This is a genomic window from Paenalcaligenes suwonensis (assembly GCF_011290505.1).
Classification (GTDB): domain Bacteria; phylum Pseudomonadota; class Gammaproteobacteria; order Burkholderiales; family Burkholderiaceae_B; genus Paenalcaligenes; species Paenalcaligenes suwonensis.
Genome location: NZ_JAANPV010000003.1, coordinates 260,477 through 279,729 on the forward strand (window position 1 = coordinate 260,477; position 19,253 = coordinate 279,729).

Annotated in this window: 14 protein-coding genes and 1 pseudogene; 8 read left to right on the plus strand and 7 right to left on the minus strand. The window is 49.2% G+C overall.

Annotation, left to right across the window (positions count from 1 at the left end):
- Positions 1–4 precede the first annotated feature (4 nt).
- A complete protein-coding gene (locus GY634_RS06480) occupies positions 5–622 on the plus strand; it encodes a Maf family protein (protein ID WP_166407725.1) in 618 nt (205 codons plus the stop codon).
- Between the two features lie 97 nt (positions 623–719).
- On the opposite strand, the gene GY634_RS06485 is transcribed toward GY634_RS06480, so the two are convergent.
- The 4 genes from GY634_RS06485 to GY634_RS06500 form a co-directional block, all read right to left on the minus strand.
- Complete coding sequence (locus tag GY634_RS06485; RefSeq protein ID WP_166407726.1) at positions 720–2,099, minus strand: YdgA family protein; 1,380 nt, start codon at positions 2,097–2,099, stop codon at positions 720–722.
- A gap of 171 nt (positions 2,100–2,270) precedes the next feature.
- A complete protein-coding gene (locus GY634_RS06490) occupies positions 2,271–3,647 on the minus strand; it encodes a YdgA family protein (protein ID WP_166407727.1) in 1,377 nt (458 codons plus the stop codon).
- 163 nt (positions 3,648–3,810) lie between these two features.
- Positions 3,811–4,779, minus strand: a complete 969-nt coding sequence (gene ispH, locus GY634_RS06495; protein ID WP_166407728.1) for a 4-hydroxy-3-methylbut-2-enyl diphosphate reductase — start codon at positions 4,777–4,779, stop codon at positions 3,811–3,813.
- Complete coding sequence (locus tag GY634_RS06500) at positions 4,776–5,252, minus strand: FKBP-type peptidyl-prolyl cis-trans isomerase (protein ID WP_166407729.1); 477 nt, start codon at positions 5,250–5,252, stop codon at positions 4,776–4,778. The genes ispH and GY634_RS06500 overlap by 4 nt, the downstream gene beginning before the upstream one ends.
- A 54-nt stretch (positions 5,253–5,306) precedes the next feature.
- Between GY634_RS06500 and radC the strand changes: the two genes are divergently transcribed.
- From radC to GY634_RS06530, 6 genes are all read left to right on the plus strand, one after another.
- Complete coding sequence (gene radC, locus GY634_RS06505; RefSeq protein WP_166407730.1) at positions 5,307–5,984, plus strand: RadC family protein; 678 nt, start codon at positions 5,307–5,309, stop codon at positions 5,982–5,984.
- 184 nt (positions 5,985–6,168) lie between these two features.
- The gene (locus tag GY634_RS06510) at positions 6,169–6,432 is read left to right on the plus strand and encodes a type B 50S ribosomal protein L31 (protein WP_166407731.1); all 264 of its coding nucleotides are present in this window, start codon (positions 6,169–6,171) and stop codon (positions 6,430–6,432) included.
- A gap of 112 nt (positions 6,433–6,544) precedes the next feature.
- Positions 6,545–8,317 (plus strand): ArnT family glycosyltransferase, encoded by a 1,773-nt coding sequence (locus GY634_RS06515; protein ID WP_166407732.1) that lies wholly within the window; start codon positions 6,545–6,547, stop codon positions 8,315–8,317.
- Positions 8,318–8,377: 60 nt separating this feature from the next.
- Positions 8,378–8,737 (plus strand): RidA family protein, encoded by a 360-nt coding sequence (locus tag GY634_RS06520; protein ID WP_166407733.1) that lies wholly within the window; start codon positions 8,378–8,380, stop codon positions 8,735–8,737.
- A gap of 246 nt (positions 8,738–8,983) precedes the next feature.
- Positions 8,984–11,056 carry a TonB-dependent hemoglobin/transferrin/lactoferrin family receptor gene (locus GY634_RS06525; protein WP_166407734.1) on the plus strand — a complete coding sequence of 691 codons (2,073 nt, stop codon included), beginning with the start codon at positions 8,984–8,986 and terminating at the stop codon, positions 11,054–11,056.
- A gap of 124 nt (positions 11,057–11,180) precedes the next feature.
- Positions 11,181–12,122, plus strand: a complete 942-nt coding sequence (locus tag GY634_RS06530; protein WP_166407735.1) for a hypothetical protein — start codon at positions 11,181–11,183, stop codon at positions 12,120–12,122.
- A 49-nt stretch (positions 12,123–12,171) separates the two neighbouring features.
- Here GY634_RS06530 and GY634_RS06535 read toward each other — a convergent pair whose 3' ends face one another.
- From GY634_RS06535 to GY634_RS06545, 3 genes and pseudogenes are all read right to left on the minus strand, one after another.
- Positions 12,172–13,356, minus strand: coding sequence for a YncE family protein (locus tag GY634_RS06535; RefSeq protein ID WP_166407736.1), 1,185 nt, complete (start codon positions 13,354–13,356; stop codon positions 12,172–12,174).
- 202 nt (positions 13,357–13,558) lie between these two features.
- Positions 13,559–14,431 (minus strand): prohibitin family protein, encoded by an 873-nt coding sequence (locus GY634_RS06540; RefSeq protein WP_166407737.1) that lies wholly within the window; start codon positions 14,429–14,431, stop codon positions 13,559–13,561.
- Between the two features lie 270 nt (positions 14,432–14,701).
- A pseudogene (locus tag GY634_RS06545) lies at positions 14,702–16,674 on the minus strand (ligand-gated channel protein).
- Positions 16,675–16,980: 306 nt separating this feature from the next.
- On the opposite strand from GY634_RS06545, the gene GY634_RS06550 reads away from it, so the two are divergent.
- Positions 16,981–19,071, plus strand: a complete 2,091-nt coding sequence (locus GY634_RS06550; RefSeq protein ID WP_166407738.1) for a TonB-dependent receptor domain-containing protein — start codon at positions 16,981–16,983, stop codon at positions 19,069–19,071.
- Positions 19,072–19,253 lie beyond the last annotated feature (182 nt).

A 19,253-nucleotide genomic window follows, 5' to 3' on the forward strand; every position in this document is an offset into this window, starting at 1 on the left:
CCGCATGTATAAACTCGCACACCCCTTATTACTGGCCTCTGCCAGCCCACGTAGGCACGAACTGCTACAACAAGCAGGCATAGAACATCGTGTGGTGGATATCCCTTCGCCCCCAGGCGAGGACGAGCCACACTATGCCAACGAGTCTCCGCTGGACTACGTGTGCCGTACGGCGCAAGAAAAAGCCCAACGCGCCACGGTGTACTTACATGCCAAGCAACTCATTATGCCTGGGCAAGCCATCTTGTGCGCTGACACCACGGTGGAACTGCAAGGCGATGTATTGGGTAAGCCGGATAGCCCTGAGCATGCGGCCAGCATACTGACACGCTTATCGGGCCAAACCCACCACGTGCATACAGCGGTAGTATTAGTACACGGCCAATTAGAATTTCGTAGCATCTCTACCAGTCACGTACGATTTAAAGCACTTTCTACGGCAGAAATCCTCGCCTACTGCGCAAGCGGTGATTGTATGGGTAAAGCCGGTGCCTACGGCATACAAGGCCTAGCAGCCACCTTTGTAGAGCACTTAGAGGGTAGCTACAGTGGCGTGATGGGCTTGCCCCTCTACGAGACTGCTCAACTGCTACAAGAAGCGGGGTTAGTGTCCTTTGCCTAACCACGTTGTACTGCCCCTATCTCTGGGACATAAAAAACCTGCTAGGAAATTTCCCCAGCAGGTTTTTTATTGTCTTTTCGGTTTCGGAACAAGCCGCTTACTGCTCTCGTTTACCCAAACCGGCCTCTTTCATTAGCGCAAAAAATCCCTCAACACTCATCGCTTGGCCGTTCAACACTACCGTGCCAGCTACAGCGTCATAGTTCAGATCTACTGACGCATTTTCCCTGTCGTAGTTAATCACACCCAAGGCGGCATATTGTTGAGCCCCTTGATCAAAGATTCTATCTACCATCGTGCGCATAAACGGTTCTGTAGGCTTAATCGCTGCACTCACCATACGGCGGGATAGGGAAACATTTAAAGACAGGTTGCGAATCATCGCCCACGGGATGCTGTCATCGACGATAGGCTGGAACGCAATCATGGCATTGATCACACTTTCACCCCCTGTATTTTTCCATGCCAAAGGGCTAATAGACACCTCAGGCTCGTTCTTTAATAAATCCAGCACATACCCCTTCAGCGCCTCCGGATCATCCTTAAACTCCACTCTGGCCTGCTTCAGCGCTTTCTCTGCTTTGATGTCTAGATTTTTCAGCTCACCGCCAAACACAACACTGCCAAAATCATGCCCATTAACCTGTATAGCCCCCAGCTCATACTTGGCTACCGCACTACTAATAAGCTCGTCGCGCCACGTTCCCGTCATAGATAGCGCCGTATCATCCAGCACCACCGTAATATTTTCGGCTAAAGAGCTGAACGCTAAATGCTTACTGCGGTTTTCATAACGCCCAGAAACCACACCATCATCTTGCTCTGTGCGCTCTACCTCTAGGCGAACCTCTTCAAAACGCAACCGCCTGGCTGGCTGGGTATCCGTAATGGTTAACCACCCAATATCCAGCGAGCCCTCTACCCTGCGCAAGTCTTTACCTACATCGGCATAAAGATGCACCGGTGACGTTTCCAGTGTTGTGCCTTTTGAGGAATCCACTTTCAACGCAGCAAACCTCACATCACTTTTCACTGCTCCCGTAAATTTCACTTGGCTTGTAGCCTGAACAGGCACTGCGCCGTTGGTAACCTCATACCACTTTGTCCCACTGACTTCGTTCAACAAAAAAATCTGGCTGTAATTCAGCATGGGCGAGAACACGCCAGCAGACAACGCCTCTATGGGAAAAGGTCCATGGCTATAGTGAGCCGAAAAGTGCATTTCCTCACTTCGCTTCGCTGTACTCACTGTTAACGTGTACACAGCCGAAGAAGAAAACACACCACGCTCATAGCTCACTTGTTCCAAGTGAACGGAATCGTTTTCATCTGTTATATGCTGCGCCAGCGTTTCATTGATTGTGGCTACACGCTTTGCAATCATGCTTTCTGTCTTCGTGCCTATATACCAGCTTGAGCCTACATAGATCGCACCTACAGCAACAACTGCACCTAAGACTATTTTCGTTTTATTCATCACTCACCTCTCTGAAGCCAGCCCATTATGTGTTATTTACACCATCGCCTGATAGCACCTGCCATAGGCTGAACGGCGTTTAGCTTTCTACTTCTCAGCCAGTCCCCAGCTAAGGCATAAAAAAACCTGCTGAGAAACTTCCCAGCAGGTTTTTATGTCTTCACAACCAGCTTACATCAACAGGTTGCCCAAGCCGGATTCCATCAACAGCATGAAGAACTCTTCGAAGCTCATCGTTTTGCCGTTCAACACTACAGTACCGTCTGTAGAGTTGTATTTCAGATCCAGTTTGGTGGTTTTGCCGTCGTAGCTAACCAGACCCATGTTGGCGTATTCTTTGGAGCCTTCATCAAAGGCCATGTCGATCATGGAGCGCATGAAACCTTCTTCGGAACCGAAGATAGCGCTAACCATGCTACGCGAGAAAGATGCGTCAATAGTCAGGCTGTTTACAGCAGCCAGTGGATCTTCTTCATCTACAGCAGGTTGCAAAGCAACTTGTGCGTTGACCACACTTTCACCACCTGTGTTTTTCCATGCAGCAGGTTTGATAGTGATTTCTGGTTTGCTTTCCAACAAACGCAGCAAGTAGGTTTCAGCTACTTCTGGGTTGTCTTCCAGCTCTTCGCTTACTTCACCCAACTCTTGCAGAGTTTTGACATCGATGTTTTTCAGCGCAAAGCCCAGATCAAAACTACCGTAGTCACCATCGTTGATCAGCAGTTTGTTCAAACCGTAGTTAACGGTTGCGTGATCCAACATAGTGCCTGTTTGTGTGCCTTCGCCGTCAAAGTGCAGACCATCCAGAACCACCACTACGCCTTCAGCAGTAGAGCTGTATTCTGTACGCTTCACAGCACCTTTGTAAGTACTAGAAACTACGTCACCTTTATCGGTGCTTGCACCTTCCAAGGTCACTTCGCTGAACAGCATGCGCTCGCCTTTAGCCGCTTCACTGATACCGATCCAGGCCAAATCACCAACGCTGTTTGTGTAGCTGTAGTTTTTACCCACATCCAAGTACAGGTTTGCCAAGGAAGTTTCCAGCAATACACCTTTTTTGGATTCTACTTTGATGGGAGCAAACACCACGTGGCTCTTCACATCGCCACCTAGTTTCACTTGGCTAGTGGCCTTCACTGGCACTTCGCCATTGGTCACTTTGTACCATTCAGCACCATCCGCCTCGTTCAACAACTGAGACTGGCTGTAGCTCAACATAGGGGAAAAGACACCATCAGCCAATGCAGCACCAGGGAATGGGCCGTGGCTGTAATGATCGGAAAAACGCATTTCTGCATCTTTGCCGTTCATGTTGATTTTCAGTGCGTATACGGCAGACGAAGAGAACACGCCGCGTTCGTAGCTTACTTGCTCCAGACGCACCGAGTCGCCGCTACCGGCAGTTTGTTGAGCCAGTTTTTCATTGGCTTTCACCAACTGTGCTGCAATAACTGTTTCGGTTTTGGAACCCACATACCAGCTTGAGCCTACGTATGCAGCGCCCAATACGACCACTGCGCCTATGACTATTTTCTTTTTACTCATTGATCACCTTGATGGAGCAAGAATTAAGATTAAAGATTCAAAACTGTATCATCATAACGAAATTCAAGTGTAAACCCCGATGTTTTGCTGCCATGATTTGAGTTATTTAACACTTTGACACCATGATCAGCCTAACGGCAACATCTTGAAACCTGAAACTTCGTTATTGAGCGTCTATTTTTCGGGACAGTTCGCGTGGTAGTGGGAAAGAAATAGTTTCTTCCACGCCATCTAAGGTACGAACAGAACGCGCGCCTAGCTCTTTCAAACGATCCAACACTTTGTCTACCAGCTCTTCTGGAGCCGATGCGCCAGCGGTCACCCCAATGCGCTTACCACCATCTAACCATTCAGGTTGAATCATGGCGGGGTCATCCAACAAATACGCACGTGCGCCCTTACGCTCAGCCACTTCGCGTAGGCGATTAGAGTTAGAGCTGTTCACACTACCCACTACCAACACCACATCACACTGTGGCGCCATAAATTTCACTGCATCTTGGCGGTTCTGAGTGGCATAGCAAATATCGCTTTTCTTGGGTTCCACGATGGTAGGGAAACGCTCACGTAATGCCTGCGCAACTTGTGCTGCATCGTCCACTGACAATGTGGTTTGTGTCACAAAAGCCAAGTTATCTGGATCGGTAACCTGAAGGTTTTGTACATCTTCTACCGTTTCCACCAAATACATGCCACTGTCGGCCTGACCCAATGTGCCTTCGACCTCAGGGTGGCCTTTATGGCCAATCATGATAATTTCACGACCATCTTTACGCATGCGGGACACTTCCACGTGCACTTTGGTCACCAAAGGACAGGTAGCATCAAACACTTTCAAGCCACGCTTTTCGGCTTCTTCGCGTACTTGCAACGACACACCATGGGCAGAAAACACCACAATTGAGCCAGCAGGCGCTTCTTCTAATTCAGCGATAAAGATGGCACCTTTGTTGCGCAGATTTTCCACCACATAGCGGTTATGCACAATTTCATGGCGCACATAGATAGGACGGCCATGCAGCTCCAAGGCCCGTTCCACAATATCAATGGCTCTATCTACACCAGCACAAAAGCCACGCGGCTGTGCCAAGACTATATCTAAGTCAGTCAGTGACTCATGTTGTGTGGTCATAACACCCCCAAAATCTTTGCATCCAGACGGATTTTTGCCCCTGCCAATGGATGGTTAAAATCAAACAATGCCGCCTGCTCGTCTAGCTGTTTCAAGACACCGGAATAGCGCATGCCATTCACCGCCTTAAACTCCACCATATCGCCCGGTGCAAAGTGTTCATCTTGTGCGACATTCTGCGCCAGCATTTCACGACTAATCCACTGCAACAATGCAGGATTACGTTCGCCATACGCATCCTCAGGGTTCAAATCCGCATGTAGCGTAGCTCCCTCGGGTTTGCCTAACAGCACAGCCTCTAAACCTGCAGACCATTGCCCCACCCCCATCTGCAATGTAGCTGGGTGGCCATCAAAAGTATTGGCAAACATGGTTCCGGCAGCGGGGCCAGACATGATTTGAATGCAGTAGTGCAGTGTCAGGTAAGAATCCTCACGGACAATCACATCACTGGCATCAGTTTGAGCGTTCAAGGCCTGTCATCCTATCGGTAATTCAACAATCAACCTGCTATTTTAGTGCTACTCATGGCATCAAGCGTCAAATCCTTAAATAATTTACGGCCTAGAGAACGACTCTTGCGTCACGGGGCCGCCACGCTCTCAGATGCTGAGCTACTCGCCATTGTACTTCGCACAGGCTCTAGGCAGGGTAATGTGCTGCACTTGGCACAGGCTTTACTGCAGCACTTTCAGGGCTTGCAAGGCCTATTAGCAAGTTCTGCCACCCAGCTACAACGCGTGCATGGCATAGGGGAGGCAAAAAGCTGCGAAGTGTTGGCTATTAGCGAAATTAATAGGCGCGCCTTACTAGAACAACTGCAACGCGGGCCTACGCTCAATCAACCACAAACGGTTAAACAATACTGCATTGCTCGTATTGGACATCAACCTATAGAGCACTGCTTAGCGCTGTATCTGGATAACCAACTACAGCTCATCACCGCCGAAGAAATCGCCAAAGGAACCATTAACCAAGCTTCGGTGTACCCACGCGAGCTCGTGCGTGCTGCATTACAACACCATGCCTGCGCCATTATCTTGGCGCACAACCACCCGTCTGGTGTTGCAGCCCCCAGCCAAGCCGATATCGCACTGACCCAACACCTAAAACAAGCCCTGCAACTCGTAGATGTACAACTACTGGACCACTTAATCATTACCCCTGGCTATGCAAACTCTATGGCCGAGAACAATCTGCTGTAAGAAACACGCCATCCCGGTAAAACAACAATCTACGGTATTAGGCACGAATAAAATGGCTTTTTTTCGTGGCCATACTTTATTAAAAAAGAAGTCGATGCTAGAATTCTGTGATTCTCTAGGGCACGTGGCAGATCATTTTTATACATCTGTTGGCGATCCGCTTTACGAACAACAGGAAAGCATCATGAAAGAAGGCATCCACCCAGAATACCGTGAAGTTGTATTCCTGGATCAACAAACAGGCAACAGCTTCATCTCTCGCTCGACACTGCACACTCGTGACACTATCGAGAAAGATGGCAAAACTTACCCACTGTTCAAATGTGACGTAACGTCTGAGTCCCACCCATTCTACACTGGCGCTCAAACACGTATCGTTGAAACAGGCCGCGTTGAACAATTCCGCGCACGTTTCGCACGTACAGCTGGTACACGCAAAAGCAGCTAATCTGCTTTGCATGGAAAAAAGGCAGCCTTGGCTGCCTTTTTTTATGCCCCGCACATCCTGTGCTACGCCTCCGCTATAATTCTTGTCACGTATCATTCATTCTGCCTGACTTGTGCCTACCTCACATCGCTATTCTCCAGCACGCCTAACCTCACCAGGCGCAGCCAAACTCCCCCGCAGCATTCTGATTGCTGTAGGCCTGATCTATATACTTTCAGGACTGATTTTCCGTGACCCATGGAAAACAGACGATGTTATTGGTTTGGCCACCATGCTCACCGCGTTTAATAACGATGGTGTGCTGTCGGTGTTGCTCCCACAAGTAGGTAGCTTGGCCTATGCCGAAAACGGGCCGTTAGTGACATGGGTGGGCCTAGCCTGCATGACGCTATTTGCCCCCATTTTTGCGCTCTTTACCACCGAGTTAAACAGCTTAATTTTGGCGTCTCGTGTACCAAACCTTTTGTGGTTTGGCATGATGAGTTATTGCGTCTGGCACGGCACATTTCGCTTAGCAAAGCGCCGTGAAGCCCAACCTCTGCCACTGCCCTTTGGCGGTGAACCTACCCCAGCAGAATATGGCCGCATGCTGGCTGATGCCTCGCTGCTCTTTCTGATCGCCACGGTAGGTATTATGTGGCGCATGCACGAAACCTCCTACGTGCCAGCCATCATGGCATTTCAAGCTTTGGCTTATTTAGGGCTAAGTTTACAGCTCTACCGCCCTGCTGCAGGTACGTTACTGCTAGGTGTAGCCCTTGCCTGCGCGCTACTCACACGCGGCGCGGTGGGTGCCTCCCCCATCTTCTTAGCAAGCTTACTGCTGCCTATTTTCCACAGCCCATTTCGCAGTGTGCTGAAGTGGCAAATTGTTGCCGTTGTGCTAGGCATTGCTCTGTTTTTACTGTGGTGGTTTCCAGCACGAGCCTACAGTTTGTACTGGACACAGCAATGGCTACTATGGAACCAAGCCAGCTTTGGCTGGCCGGGCGTAACAGGCCTGTATAAGTCCCTACGCGACCTACTGTGGTTCTTGTGGCCCACATGGCCCATGGCCCTCTTAGCCGCATGGAACTGGCGTCATTGGCTACGCTCGCCACACCTGCTCTTGCCTTGCACCCTCTTTGCTACTGCACTCTTGATGCTGTTAGTACAGGCTAATGCCTCAGAGCCAGAGTTTGCTTTGCTCGCTATCCCTAGTGCGGTACTCGCCGCCTTTGCGCTACCTACACTACGCCGTAGCATTATTAACACTTTAGACTGGTTTGCCGTCATGTGTTTCTCGCTAACCGCCGCCACTGTATGGCTAGGTTGGGTAGCACAGCAAACCGGTTGGCCACCTAAAATTGCCAAAAACATTGCCCGTCAAACGGTAGGCTTCGAAACCTTTATCTCGGTACCTGCACTGACTCTGGCCGTTTTAGGCTCATTGGGCTGGATTGCCCTAGTCGTGTGGCGCACACGTCGTCACCCACCAGGCCTATGGCGTGGAACGGTATTGTCTGCAGGCGGTTTGCTGGCCACGTGGCTATTGCTGGTCACACTGTGGCTGCCCTCCTTAGACTATGCCCGTAGCTACCGCAGCGTTTCCAACGAATTGCTCACAGCCCTACAAACCCACAAAGCCCCCTCTGAGTGCGTGCGTGGTCAAGGTGTAAACTTAGGCCAACGTGCTTCCTTCTATGCGTTTACCAATATAGACTTAGTTTTTGATCAGCGCTGCGACCTGATTCTGCAACAGTTAAACCGCCGTAATTTAGAGCAAGGGCTACTGCCCCCGCCGGAGAACACCGAAGTGCTATGGGTAGGTCACCGTGGTGGCGATAGACACGAAGCCTTCCGTCTATTACGACGCTTACCTGCGGCTACTCGCAACACCCAGTAAAACCTGTGCAGCCAACCCCCATCGGCTGCACTTTTTCATTTGTATCGAGGAGAACCATCGATGATCACCCGTTTGCATAGCAATGCCCGCATGAGCCAAGTCGTCAGCTTTCCCCTAAGCGGTGAAATGGTAGTCTTGGCTGGCCAAGTCGCCAAAACTCAACGTGATGGTGATACCACAGCCCAAGCCACAGAGATCTTGGCCAATATCGATCAGTTACTGGCTGATGCTGGTACCGATAAAAAAGCCGTAGTATCCGCTTATGTATGGCTAACCGATATGGCTGACTTTGCAGCCTTCAACGCCGTATGGGACGCATGGGTTCCTGCTGGTCATGCACCTGCCCGTGCCTGCGTAGAAGCAAAGCTGGCTGCACCAGAGCTAACTGTTGAAATTCAAGTTATCGCTGTTAAGAGCTAAGACACTGCTAGCCACCATTGCACAGTCAATGGTGGCCTCCCTCCTTTCTCGGCCACTCTGCCACCAACTCCCCCCTCTCAGCCCACACATTTCTCTGGTTTACACCAACTACCGTCTCTAGTGAACGGTGCGTAATACACACACCTACAGCACTCAATTGAGAATAATTATCATTAATGATAGAATCCACAAGATTTGCAATTCATAATAATTGTTATCATTCTTATTATCATTACAAGGTAGTTTATGTTGTACTACACTTCGGTTCCTGCCACGACCGATAGACTCAACCCGCGCCATTCTGTGGGGCAGCAATTACTCAAGCACTCTTTGCTTTTTGCTGCATTATTCAGTATTCAAAGCACTGCACCTCTGTGGGCACAGACAGCAGTACAGCTAGATAAAATTGTCGTATCTTCCAGTCAGCGTGAGCAACAAGCGATTGATGCACTGGATAACGTATCCGGCCTGGACCAACACAATATCAATCTCTTAAACGCCTCCAGCCCGGCGACATTACTGAATCAAATTCCCGGCGTTAATGCCTCAAACACTGGGGACGATCCAGGCACTGTAGTCAATATCCGTGGTCTGCAAGAATATGGCCGCGTCGTGGTGACCATTGACGGGGTACGACAAGACTTTGGGCGCCCTAGCCATGCCGGTAACGGTTCGTTCTACATTGATCCTGACATGCTTAAAGCCGTTACCGTCATACGCGGCCCTGTAGCTGGCGTGTATGGGTCAGGCGGGATTGGCGGCTCTATTAGCTTTGAAACTATTGATGGCCGCGATTACCTTGAGGAAGACGAAGACGTTGCAGTGGGCGTTAAAGGCGGCTACCAAAGCAATGGCAAAGGGTGGCTAGCACGCACTATTGGTGCTGTACGTGTCAGCGATAATGCCGAGATCCTTGTCAGCACAGTGAACCGTGGTCGAGACGAACAAAAAGACGGCGACGGCAATAGAATTTTGTATAGCGATCAGCACCAAAACTCACAGCTAGTCAAAGCCAGCTATCGCCCCGCCCCCGGCCACGAAATCAAAGCTGGCTGGTTGCGGTATGGCAGTGGCTACAAAAGCAGCCGATCGGCTGGCTCCAGCAGCCCCACACTCAGCGTGGATGACACAGACACTGACAGCTACACCGCTAACCTACGTTACAGCTTCAATAGCCCCACTAACCCACTGATCAACCTGCAAGCAGAACTGTACCGTAGTGCCACCACCAGCGACCAAAGCCGCGTCACAGACGGGAACAGCCGCGAGTACCGCGTACGCACCAATGGCTGGGCGTTGAAAAATCGCTCAAACATTGCGGGTGATAGCTGGAACCATACATTGAACTACGGTGGTGACGGCTTTGACATCAAAGGCCGCTCTGATCACGAGAATTTTGGCTCTGGCGATAGCAAAGCCTTTGGTGTGTATGGCCAATGGGAGGCTGAATACAACCAATGGCTGCAACTTATCGGTGCACTGCGTTATGACCGCTTCAAACTACGCGGGCAAGACACAAATCAGGTCACTCATAGCTTTACCAAAGACCGCGTTTCGCCACGCCTAACCTTAGGTATCACGCCTATTCAGGGTGTCACCACCTACATTACCTACGCCGAGGGTTTTAGAGCCCCCTCACTGGCCGAGGCATTCCGTGTTGGTGGCCATGGTTCTAGACTGGAATACTTACCCAACTTCAATCTAAAACCAGAAAGCGCTTCTACCGTAGAAATAGGCGTGAACCTGAAGCACAATGCCGTCTTTATGCCTAATGACGCCTTGCGCACTAAGCTGTCGTTCTACCATACACGCGTTCGCGACTACATTGACCGTGAACAGTTTAAAGTAGGCAAGCAAAGCTACAGCCAATACCAAAACGTAGGTAAAGTCACTCTAAAAGGGATTGAACTAGACAGCAGCTACGACACCGGCAATTTCTATGCTGGTTTAAATGGTTCATTGGCTACAGCCGACACCTATAGCGGCCACCCACTGAATAACGCACCATTGAAACGCGTTGTATTCACCCTTGGCGCCCGTGCACTAGACCAAGACCTAGAGTACGGTGTGCGTTGGTCCTCTACCGCCTCTACCGAGCGCTCATCAGCCACAGCCCCTAACGCTGCAGGCTACAGCTTGTTGGACCTGTACGCCTCCTGGCAGATCAACAAACAAGTAAGTGTGGATTTCGGCATAGACAACCTGCTTAACAAAGCCTACACCGACCCACAAGCAGGCTACGCCACAACCAACCCAAGCTCCTGGCAAGGCACGGGGCGTAACGTTAAAGTCAATGTGGGCTGGCGTTTTGGTGGCTAACCCTTTCGCCACACCCCTAGAGTCCTAGCGACTCCATTCTTGACAAACACAGGTCGCAGATTTAAAACCTTCTTTTTTCTGCGACCTGTTTTCTTTCTGGCACAACCGCCACCTCTTCCCTATTATGCAAATCACCTCTCTGCAGCTGGGCGTTGATATCGCCACCAGCTTAGCCATTCTTGCATCTGCCATTACCTTCCTCATTAACCAACGCTTAAAAAACCGTGAAACCAAAAAGCGCCAATTAGATGAGTCTGTACGAGCCGTCACCGTCAACGAATTTCAAGCAGCGCTTGGAACCTTATCAACGCTGTACATCAAGCAGATTGTGGTGCAGGCCTCACCCTTGCATAACGCAGCCAGTCGTGGCGCTGTCAAACTGGCCTCTATGCTAGAAAGCCGCCCCGAATACTTAGACACGCTAAAGCAATCCTTGCAGAACACCTCGGACAATATCAGTGATTTCTTTCACACTATTTGTGCCTACAACTACCAAATCACTCCTTTGCTAGACAGCATTGAAGATGGGCACAAACAGATTGCAGAGTTCAGAGAGGGCTTGGCGCAATTGATGCAGAGCTATAACCACCTTAATGCCAGCCACATGGCCTTATTAACGGAAGTATGCGCATTAACGGATTACTGCCAAGACAACCCCATTGAGTCCGCTAATAGCCAAATACTGCGCAAGATGTCGCTGTCCATTCAAATGGACCCCGACTACCGTCAATGGGTGGATTTTTTCATCCCCGCAGGGAAAGAAGATTTGTATTGGCATCATGTAGGCCAACACGACTTTGGGGAACACACCGATTTGCTGTCGCAGGTTAATACCAATCTACTACAGCATTTCTATAAAGAACCTGATCTGATGAAAGCGCAAGTATTAAGCATTGCCTACCATGCCACAAGCGAAGCGCGTCAGCACTGCAAGGATTTTCTGATCAAGATGTCGGCGTTGAACTATTGGCTGATTCGCAAAGGTGGTAGCGGTGAAACGTTAGAGGATGTGATTGAGCGCTACCGCAGCCCTGCCGTTTTTGCAGCAAAAACTGAAATACGCTAAATAAAAAAGGCCCCGCGTGGGAGTTCACGATCGGGGCCTTGGTGTTACCTCAACGAACAGGCAAGTTCACTTTGAGTAAACGCTCTTTAGCACCAGCTACAAAATCTCCGGTGGAAGAATTGGGGCTATAAACCTCTTTCAAACCAACAAACAACTGATTGTTGCTGCTGTCTAACGCCATTTCATTGGGCAGCGGCCCAATCGTAAATTGGCGACTTACTTGGTAATCTTTACCGTTAATCACGCTAATGGTGCCAGCACGGAAATTAGCCACATAAGCTTGTTCACGCACAGGATCATAGCTCACGCTAATACTGCCACGACCTGTACGCACAAACGCCAACTGTTTGCCCGTTTTCAGATCAAACACATACACACCATCATCTTCGCCTTCTGAGCGGAAAATGTTATGTGCCGCAAACACGCGATTATTTGCGCTATCTACAGCCAGCCCCAAAATATTGGTAATGCTAGGGTTAGCCGCTGACACATCCACCGACCCCACCACCTTGCGGCTGATTGGATCAATCTTATTAATGAACTGGCCTGCGGTGTACAACATCTTCTCTGTAGGGTCATAGGACAACGCATAACCAGTGGACGGATACGCACCTTCCACCTCACCTATTACCTCTAAGCTTTGTGGGTCCACCACGAGCAACTTATGACTTTTCTGTTTGCCTGTTTGTTCAGAACTGGTAGAGCTATACACCACAAACAACACATTGGCTTCAGGCACATAGATCATGTGACGTAAACCTTCGGTACCTTCAAAACCCTCAGGCTGCACGGTTAGACGTGGACCAGTTTGTTCTAGTTCACCCGTGACCACATTCACACGGCTGATGCGCAACGGCTTGTTCTTGCCATGCCCCACAAACAGCTTGTTGTTCACCGTATCTTGAGCCAATGAGAAAGACTGGTGCGGCATTGCTGTTTTCCAGCGAGGCTCCATTGTTCCTATATCAAAGGCGTAGACAAAGCCCACATCATCACTGGCTTTCGCTCTATCAATCACCGCCGTCATCACCAGCGCGTTCTCAGGGTTCACTTGAACCTCATACAAGCCCTCGCCTGCATCCTGCAAATACCCCACCTGCAATGCATACGCAGGACCGGGGGTCGGAGTGGGTGTGACTGCCACAGCGGGTTGCGCTAGCACCCCACACAAAACAAATGCCGTGCTGCACAACCACTGACGCGGCAGACTACGCACTGATGAAGCGACAAACATAAACTTCCTTTAGCTATATCAAAAACTTAGATACCTAGACCTCTACCCATTATTATAAATGATAATAATTCTCATAACTATGTTTTTTAATAACAAAAGCCAGTCTAGCACGCATAAAAAAGGGAACGAGAGCCAGACTTAAAAAGTCTGCTTTTCGTTCCCCATGGCATCCACTATCGATGCCAGATCATCCAACGACTACTTAGCGCACACCAATAAATGGCAAGGCTGAGCCTGGCACTTGAGTAGTGGGTAACGCACCATCCCACTTCTCTGCAGCAATCAAATCTACCAGACCACGATTAGCCGCTAACGCACGACCACGTGCCTCAATAGCCTCGGCTTCAGCGTCACCACGCATACGGATGGAATCTGCTTCTGCTTTAGCGTGTTCACGCTGTGCATCTGCTTCTGCACGGGCTTGTACTACACGGATATTGGCTTGAATTTCTGCCGTTTGTTCTTGTTGACGGGTAGTCTCAATCTGTACCTGAGCCAACATACGTTGCTCGATGGATTGCTCATAGGCTTTAGAAAAACCCACCTCTTCTACTTGTACACCCACAACTTGCACAGGCGCATCACGCATCACAGTCGAAACGGCTTGTACGGTTTCCACACCCAGCTTTTCACGCTCTTGAATCGCGCGGGCAGCAGTAAATTTACCAAACACGTTTTTCGCTGCATCGGGCGTACGGCGCTCAATCACGCGCGCTTGCAGGTTTTCTAACGTACCGTACTCACTGTATAAGTCAGCCACGCGATCGATAGGCACGCGGTACGTCACCGACACTTTCATGTTGGCAGGTTGTTGGTCAAATGAGTAGGCTTCCAACGGCATAGTTACGTTATGGTCACGCACCGAAATAAAGCGCACGGAATCCAGAATAGGCGTTTTAAACCCTAAGCCTGGTTCAGCCACATTAACGATTTTCCCGTTACGCAGCACCACGCCACGCTCACCCTGATCCACCTGAAAAAAGGCATCAAAAGCAATCAACATCACCACAACAAACAACACCGCCACTACCCCAAGAAAGCCTAATACTTTCCCGGATTTTGCTTGGATACTCATTATCAATCCCTAGTTACTTATGTTTTTTATAAAAAACGGCCCACAAGCCTTTGGCCAACAAATAGGCCACCACAGCAGCCCCTATTACGATGAAGACTATTTTCATACTCCACCTCTCACGCAAAAAAATGCTCCGCTGCGATCATACGAAGCTCACACACAGATGACAAGCCACTTTTTCAGAAAATAACGCTTAGTGTTCAGCTTACAAATTAAAACAAAAAGGCATGCAAATTCTGCATGCCTTTTGTCATCAAAGTCGTGTCGTTCTTAGAAACGCACACCCAAACCTAGCCAGTAACGGCGACCATCTTCTACGTACTCGTAGTCGTCGTAAGTCACTTGCTTATCAAACACGTTATAAATACCAGCATACAAATCTACATTCTTGTTCAGCTTGTAGCTCGCACCCAGATCAACAAAGGTGTAAGAAGGTGCTCTGAAATCAGAAGATGAAGCTGTCAATACAGGCTGGCTTTCTTTACCACGGTAATTCAAACGTGCCCACGTATTGATTTGCTCGGTTGGCGTCCAATCTACACTGACGCTAGCCATATGCTTAGGCAACTGATTCAAAGGCTGCCCTTTGTTCGGACCGCTTTTCTGTTTAGAGTGCGTAAAAGTATAGGTACCTTTCAACGTCCAGTCCTCAGCCATATCCCAACTAAAGTTAGTTTCAATACCACGAGTGATCGCTTTATCGACGTTCTCGTACGTGGTTGGGTCAGAGCCAAACTGATTAGGGCCATCGGTACATTTCGTTGCTGGGCAAGCCACACGAGTGATCTTGTCTTTGAAATCGTTATTAAACAATGTCGCACCAGCAGAGAAACCTTCCAAGGTGTCATACATCACAGACAGCTCTTGAGATACGGATTTCTCAGCCTTCAAGTCAGGGTTACCGTACATGTTGCCGCCACGGCTAACTTGTCCCCAACCCGCCACTGTTTGACGCAAGTCTGGCGCACGGAAACCCGTAGATACACCACCTTTCAGCGTCCAGAAATCATTTACCGACCACACACCGTAAATACGTGGGCTGAAATGCTCACCAAAGTTTTCGTCGTGATCAAAACGCAAACCGCCTGTTAATGCAAAACTGTTTGTCAGACTCCACTCATCTTCCACAAACAACGCCCACTGCGTACGATCAATTTTCTGTATACCTGTTTTCAGTTGGTTACCGGTTTTATCCGTCAACTTTTGGTACTGATACATGCCACCAACTGTCAGCAAGTGATCACCCAGAGGCATTACCCACGACGTACGTGCATCGGTATTTTTGATGCGCATAGAACGTGTTTTATTGTTGAAATCCTCTTGCTGCACATAGCTATCAGACGTACCAAAACCCCAATCGCCGTTATGCGTTAACGAGACTTTCTCGCCACGGTAATCTGTTTCGGAGCTGCTAGGGCAACCATTACGGCCAACGGCGTGGTTGGATCAACGGTTTTGCCTAAAGTATTGTTATATTGCTGGCGTTTAGAACTGCCTTCCAATACAAAGCTATGATCTGCCGATGGTGTAAAGCTAAGCTTCGCACCTACTTCGTAGGCATTACGTTTACGGTAACCGTTATAGATATTATCTTCATCACGGTGTGTGTACTGACCGTACATTTGCAAGCCCAACAAACCCTCTTGGATTGGGCCACCTACCGTAAAGTTACCTTGATTAATATCCCCAGAGCGACTGTGCGACTGCAAAGTAGTGTCTAAGCGAATAGAACCGCCCCACTGTTCAGGCACTTTACGGGTAATGATATTAATCACCCCACCCATAGCATCTGAACCGTACAGCGAAGACATAGGGCCGCGCACCACCTCAATACGCTCAATCTCAGACAGCGGAGGCGTCCAACCGCCTTCTACGCCAGAAGAGTCTGAGTTCGTACGTGTTTCGGATGAGCTTTGACGCTTACCATCAATCAAAATCAACGTGTACTTAGAGCTCATACCACGGATGCTGATATCACGCCTATCACCACCACCTGTCACGATCACCCCAGGCACATCTTGCAGCGCATCGTACGCATCACGGTAGAACTTGTTTTCCAAGTCCTCACGAGTAATCACGGAAATAGAGGCTGGCGCCTCTTTAATATCCTGCTCAAAGCCAGTAGCGGTAACCACCACGGAATTCAGTTGAACAGCTCTGTTCTCTTGGGCCACTGCGCCGCTGGCAACAAACACACCAGCTACAACCAATGGCAAACGCTTGACGGTAAATATAGATCTCATTGACCACTTCCAATTTTTTTCTGGGTTTAGCCTCTGCTGTTGGCCTTCTGCTCTTCTGGCAGCCTTACTCTTACAGCGAAAACAATGATACCCATTCTCATTACCAATTCAAATCAAGAACAGCGTATTCATAATAATAATGAGAACAATTCTTGAAACAGTAGTAGAAAAGAGACGATAACCTTAAGAGGTGCACGGAGATAAAAAACAACTAGCAAATGAAAACGATTTGCATTTGTATTACGTAATTAATAGAATTCGTGTCACAAATTACTACACAAATCCATTTACAGGGAAGTTAGTCAAATGTCCTACCCAACGCTTAGCCTCACTCCAAATGCTGTGAGGCAACTGCTACGTTTTGCTATTTTTGGTGCCACTACGCTAAGTGCGACACAGGTATATGCCCAAACGATCACGACCGAAACCGTAGATCCCAAAACGGAAGAGACTGTCAGCCAACTCAATAATATTGTGGTGACAGCAACCGGTACCGACGTGGATATCAAAGATGCCCCTGCTAGCATCAGTGTGATCACTCGTGAGGAAATTGAACGAAAACCCGTATCATCGCTGGCAGAAATACTCAGCACCCTACCTGGTGTCACCGGCGGATATGCTTCAACAGGCGCTCAATCCAAAGTTAAGTTGCGCGGTTTACCCGAGGCTTACACGTTGATTCTGGTAGACGGCAAACGCCAAGGTTCTTCTGCACACACCAACTACCGTCCCGACCTAGGCCAACAAGACTTAGACTGGATTACGCCGGAAATGATTGAGCGCATTGAAGTGGTGCGCGGCCCTATGTCATCGCTATACGGGTCTGATGCCATGGGCGGTGTAATCAATATCATCACTAGAAAAACCTCTAAAGTGTGGAGTGGCAGCGCCTCTAGTGACTACAGCAAGCCCGATAGTTCTAAGCGTGGTGATGAGTTCAAACTGGGCATTAACCTAAGCGGGCCCATCAGCGAAAGAGTAGGCATACGTGTGGGGGGTAGTGTGTCACGTCGCGCCGCTGATGAACTAGCTGGTGGTTCGTCGGGTAGCCGCAAACAAAATGCCAATGTATTACTGAACTGGGACATTACCGATAACCAGTCTATCTCTGTAGAAGCAGCGCAAGGCGTACAACGCTCATTAGCGTCTAATGATGTAGGCAGTAATGGCAGACCTGTTGTTGGTGCATGGGGCTCTTCCAAGCTCGTACACAACTATTACGGCTTAAGCCATAACGGCACATATGGCCAATACAGCTCTAAGCTCAATCTTTATCACAACAAATACGAAAACAAAGGCAGCTCGGTAGGCAGCAATTCCAGCGAAACTGTTTTTGATGGCAGTATGGATATTCCCTACACGCTTGGTGTAGATGGGATGCTGACCGCAGGCTTCCAATGGAAACGTGAAGAGTTGGATAATGCCGACACGATTGGCGGCTCAAGCGGTGTGGTCACGAACAGCTCATCCAAACTGCGTCGCAACAACTGGTCTGCCTTTGCTGAAAGCCAGTCTTACTTATTGGATAACCTAACCCTAACTATGGGGTTACGTATGGACCATGACAAGAAGTTCGGCTCACACTGGTCTCCACGTGGCTATCTGGTATATCACCCCACCTCCAACTGGACGGTTAAAGGCGGTGTATCAAGAGGCTTCCGCGCCCCCAACCTTAAAGAAAGCTCCCCTAACGCCGCCACACAATCGGGTGGTAACGGCTGCCGAGGTTTAGCCGGTATGGGCTGGAACTCCAACAGCACCAACGCTGATGGCTCTCGCGGTTGCTACATGATTGGTAATGCCAACTTAGCACCAGAAACCAGCACTAACTATGAACTAAACATAGGCTACGACTACGAAGGTTGGGCAGCAGAAGCCACCTATTTCCATACTGACTTCAAAAACAAAATTGATTACCAGCCACTGGGCTACATCAACGGTTATTGGTTAACGCGTATGGAGAATGCTCAAAAAGCACGTACTCGTGGCTTGGAAGCCAGCGTCAGAATGCCTATTTTGCCTAGCCTAAGCTGGAACACCAACCTGACGCGCATGTTTGAGTCCAAAAACCTAACCACAGGTGCTGATTTGCTGGTTGTGCCTAAAATGACCATCAACTCCAACGTGAACTGGCGCATTACTGAAAAATGGTCCACCAATTTCAGTGCGCAATACATCGGTAAACAGTTAACGATGCCTGCTCCTGGTGCTCGTGGCGGCCCAACTTTTGCGGGCGGCTACACCACCTACGACTGGACTACGCATTACAACGTTAGCAAAGACCTCACCTTGCGCGCTGGTATTCTGAACCTCACAGGTAAGAGCACCCTAGATGGTGATAATAACTACGACAACGGTGATCGCGTTTACTTTGTCGGCCTAACCACCCGCTTCTAAACTGCGGTAAGTGAAGCGTCTATGCCTCCTTGGGAAACCAAGGGGGCTTTTTGATGCCCGGCTTTTTCAGCTCTCTATTGAAGCAATGATTCACAATTTTGCTACACCAACAACCACTCTCATTGCCATAATCTTGCTAAGCACCGCTAGGTAACGCGCCCAACATAAGGGCAGCCTCACGT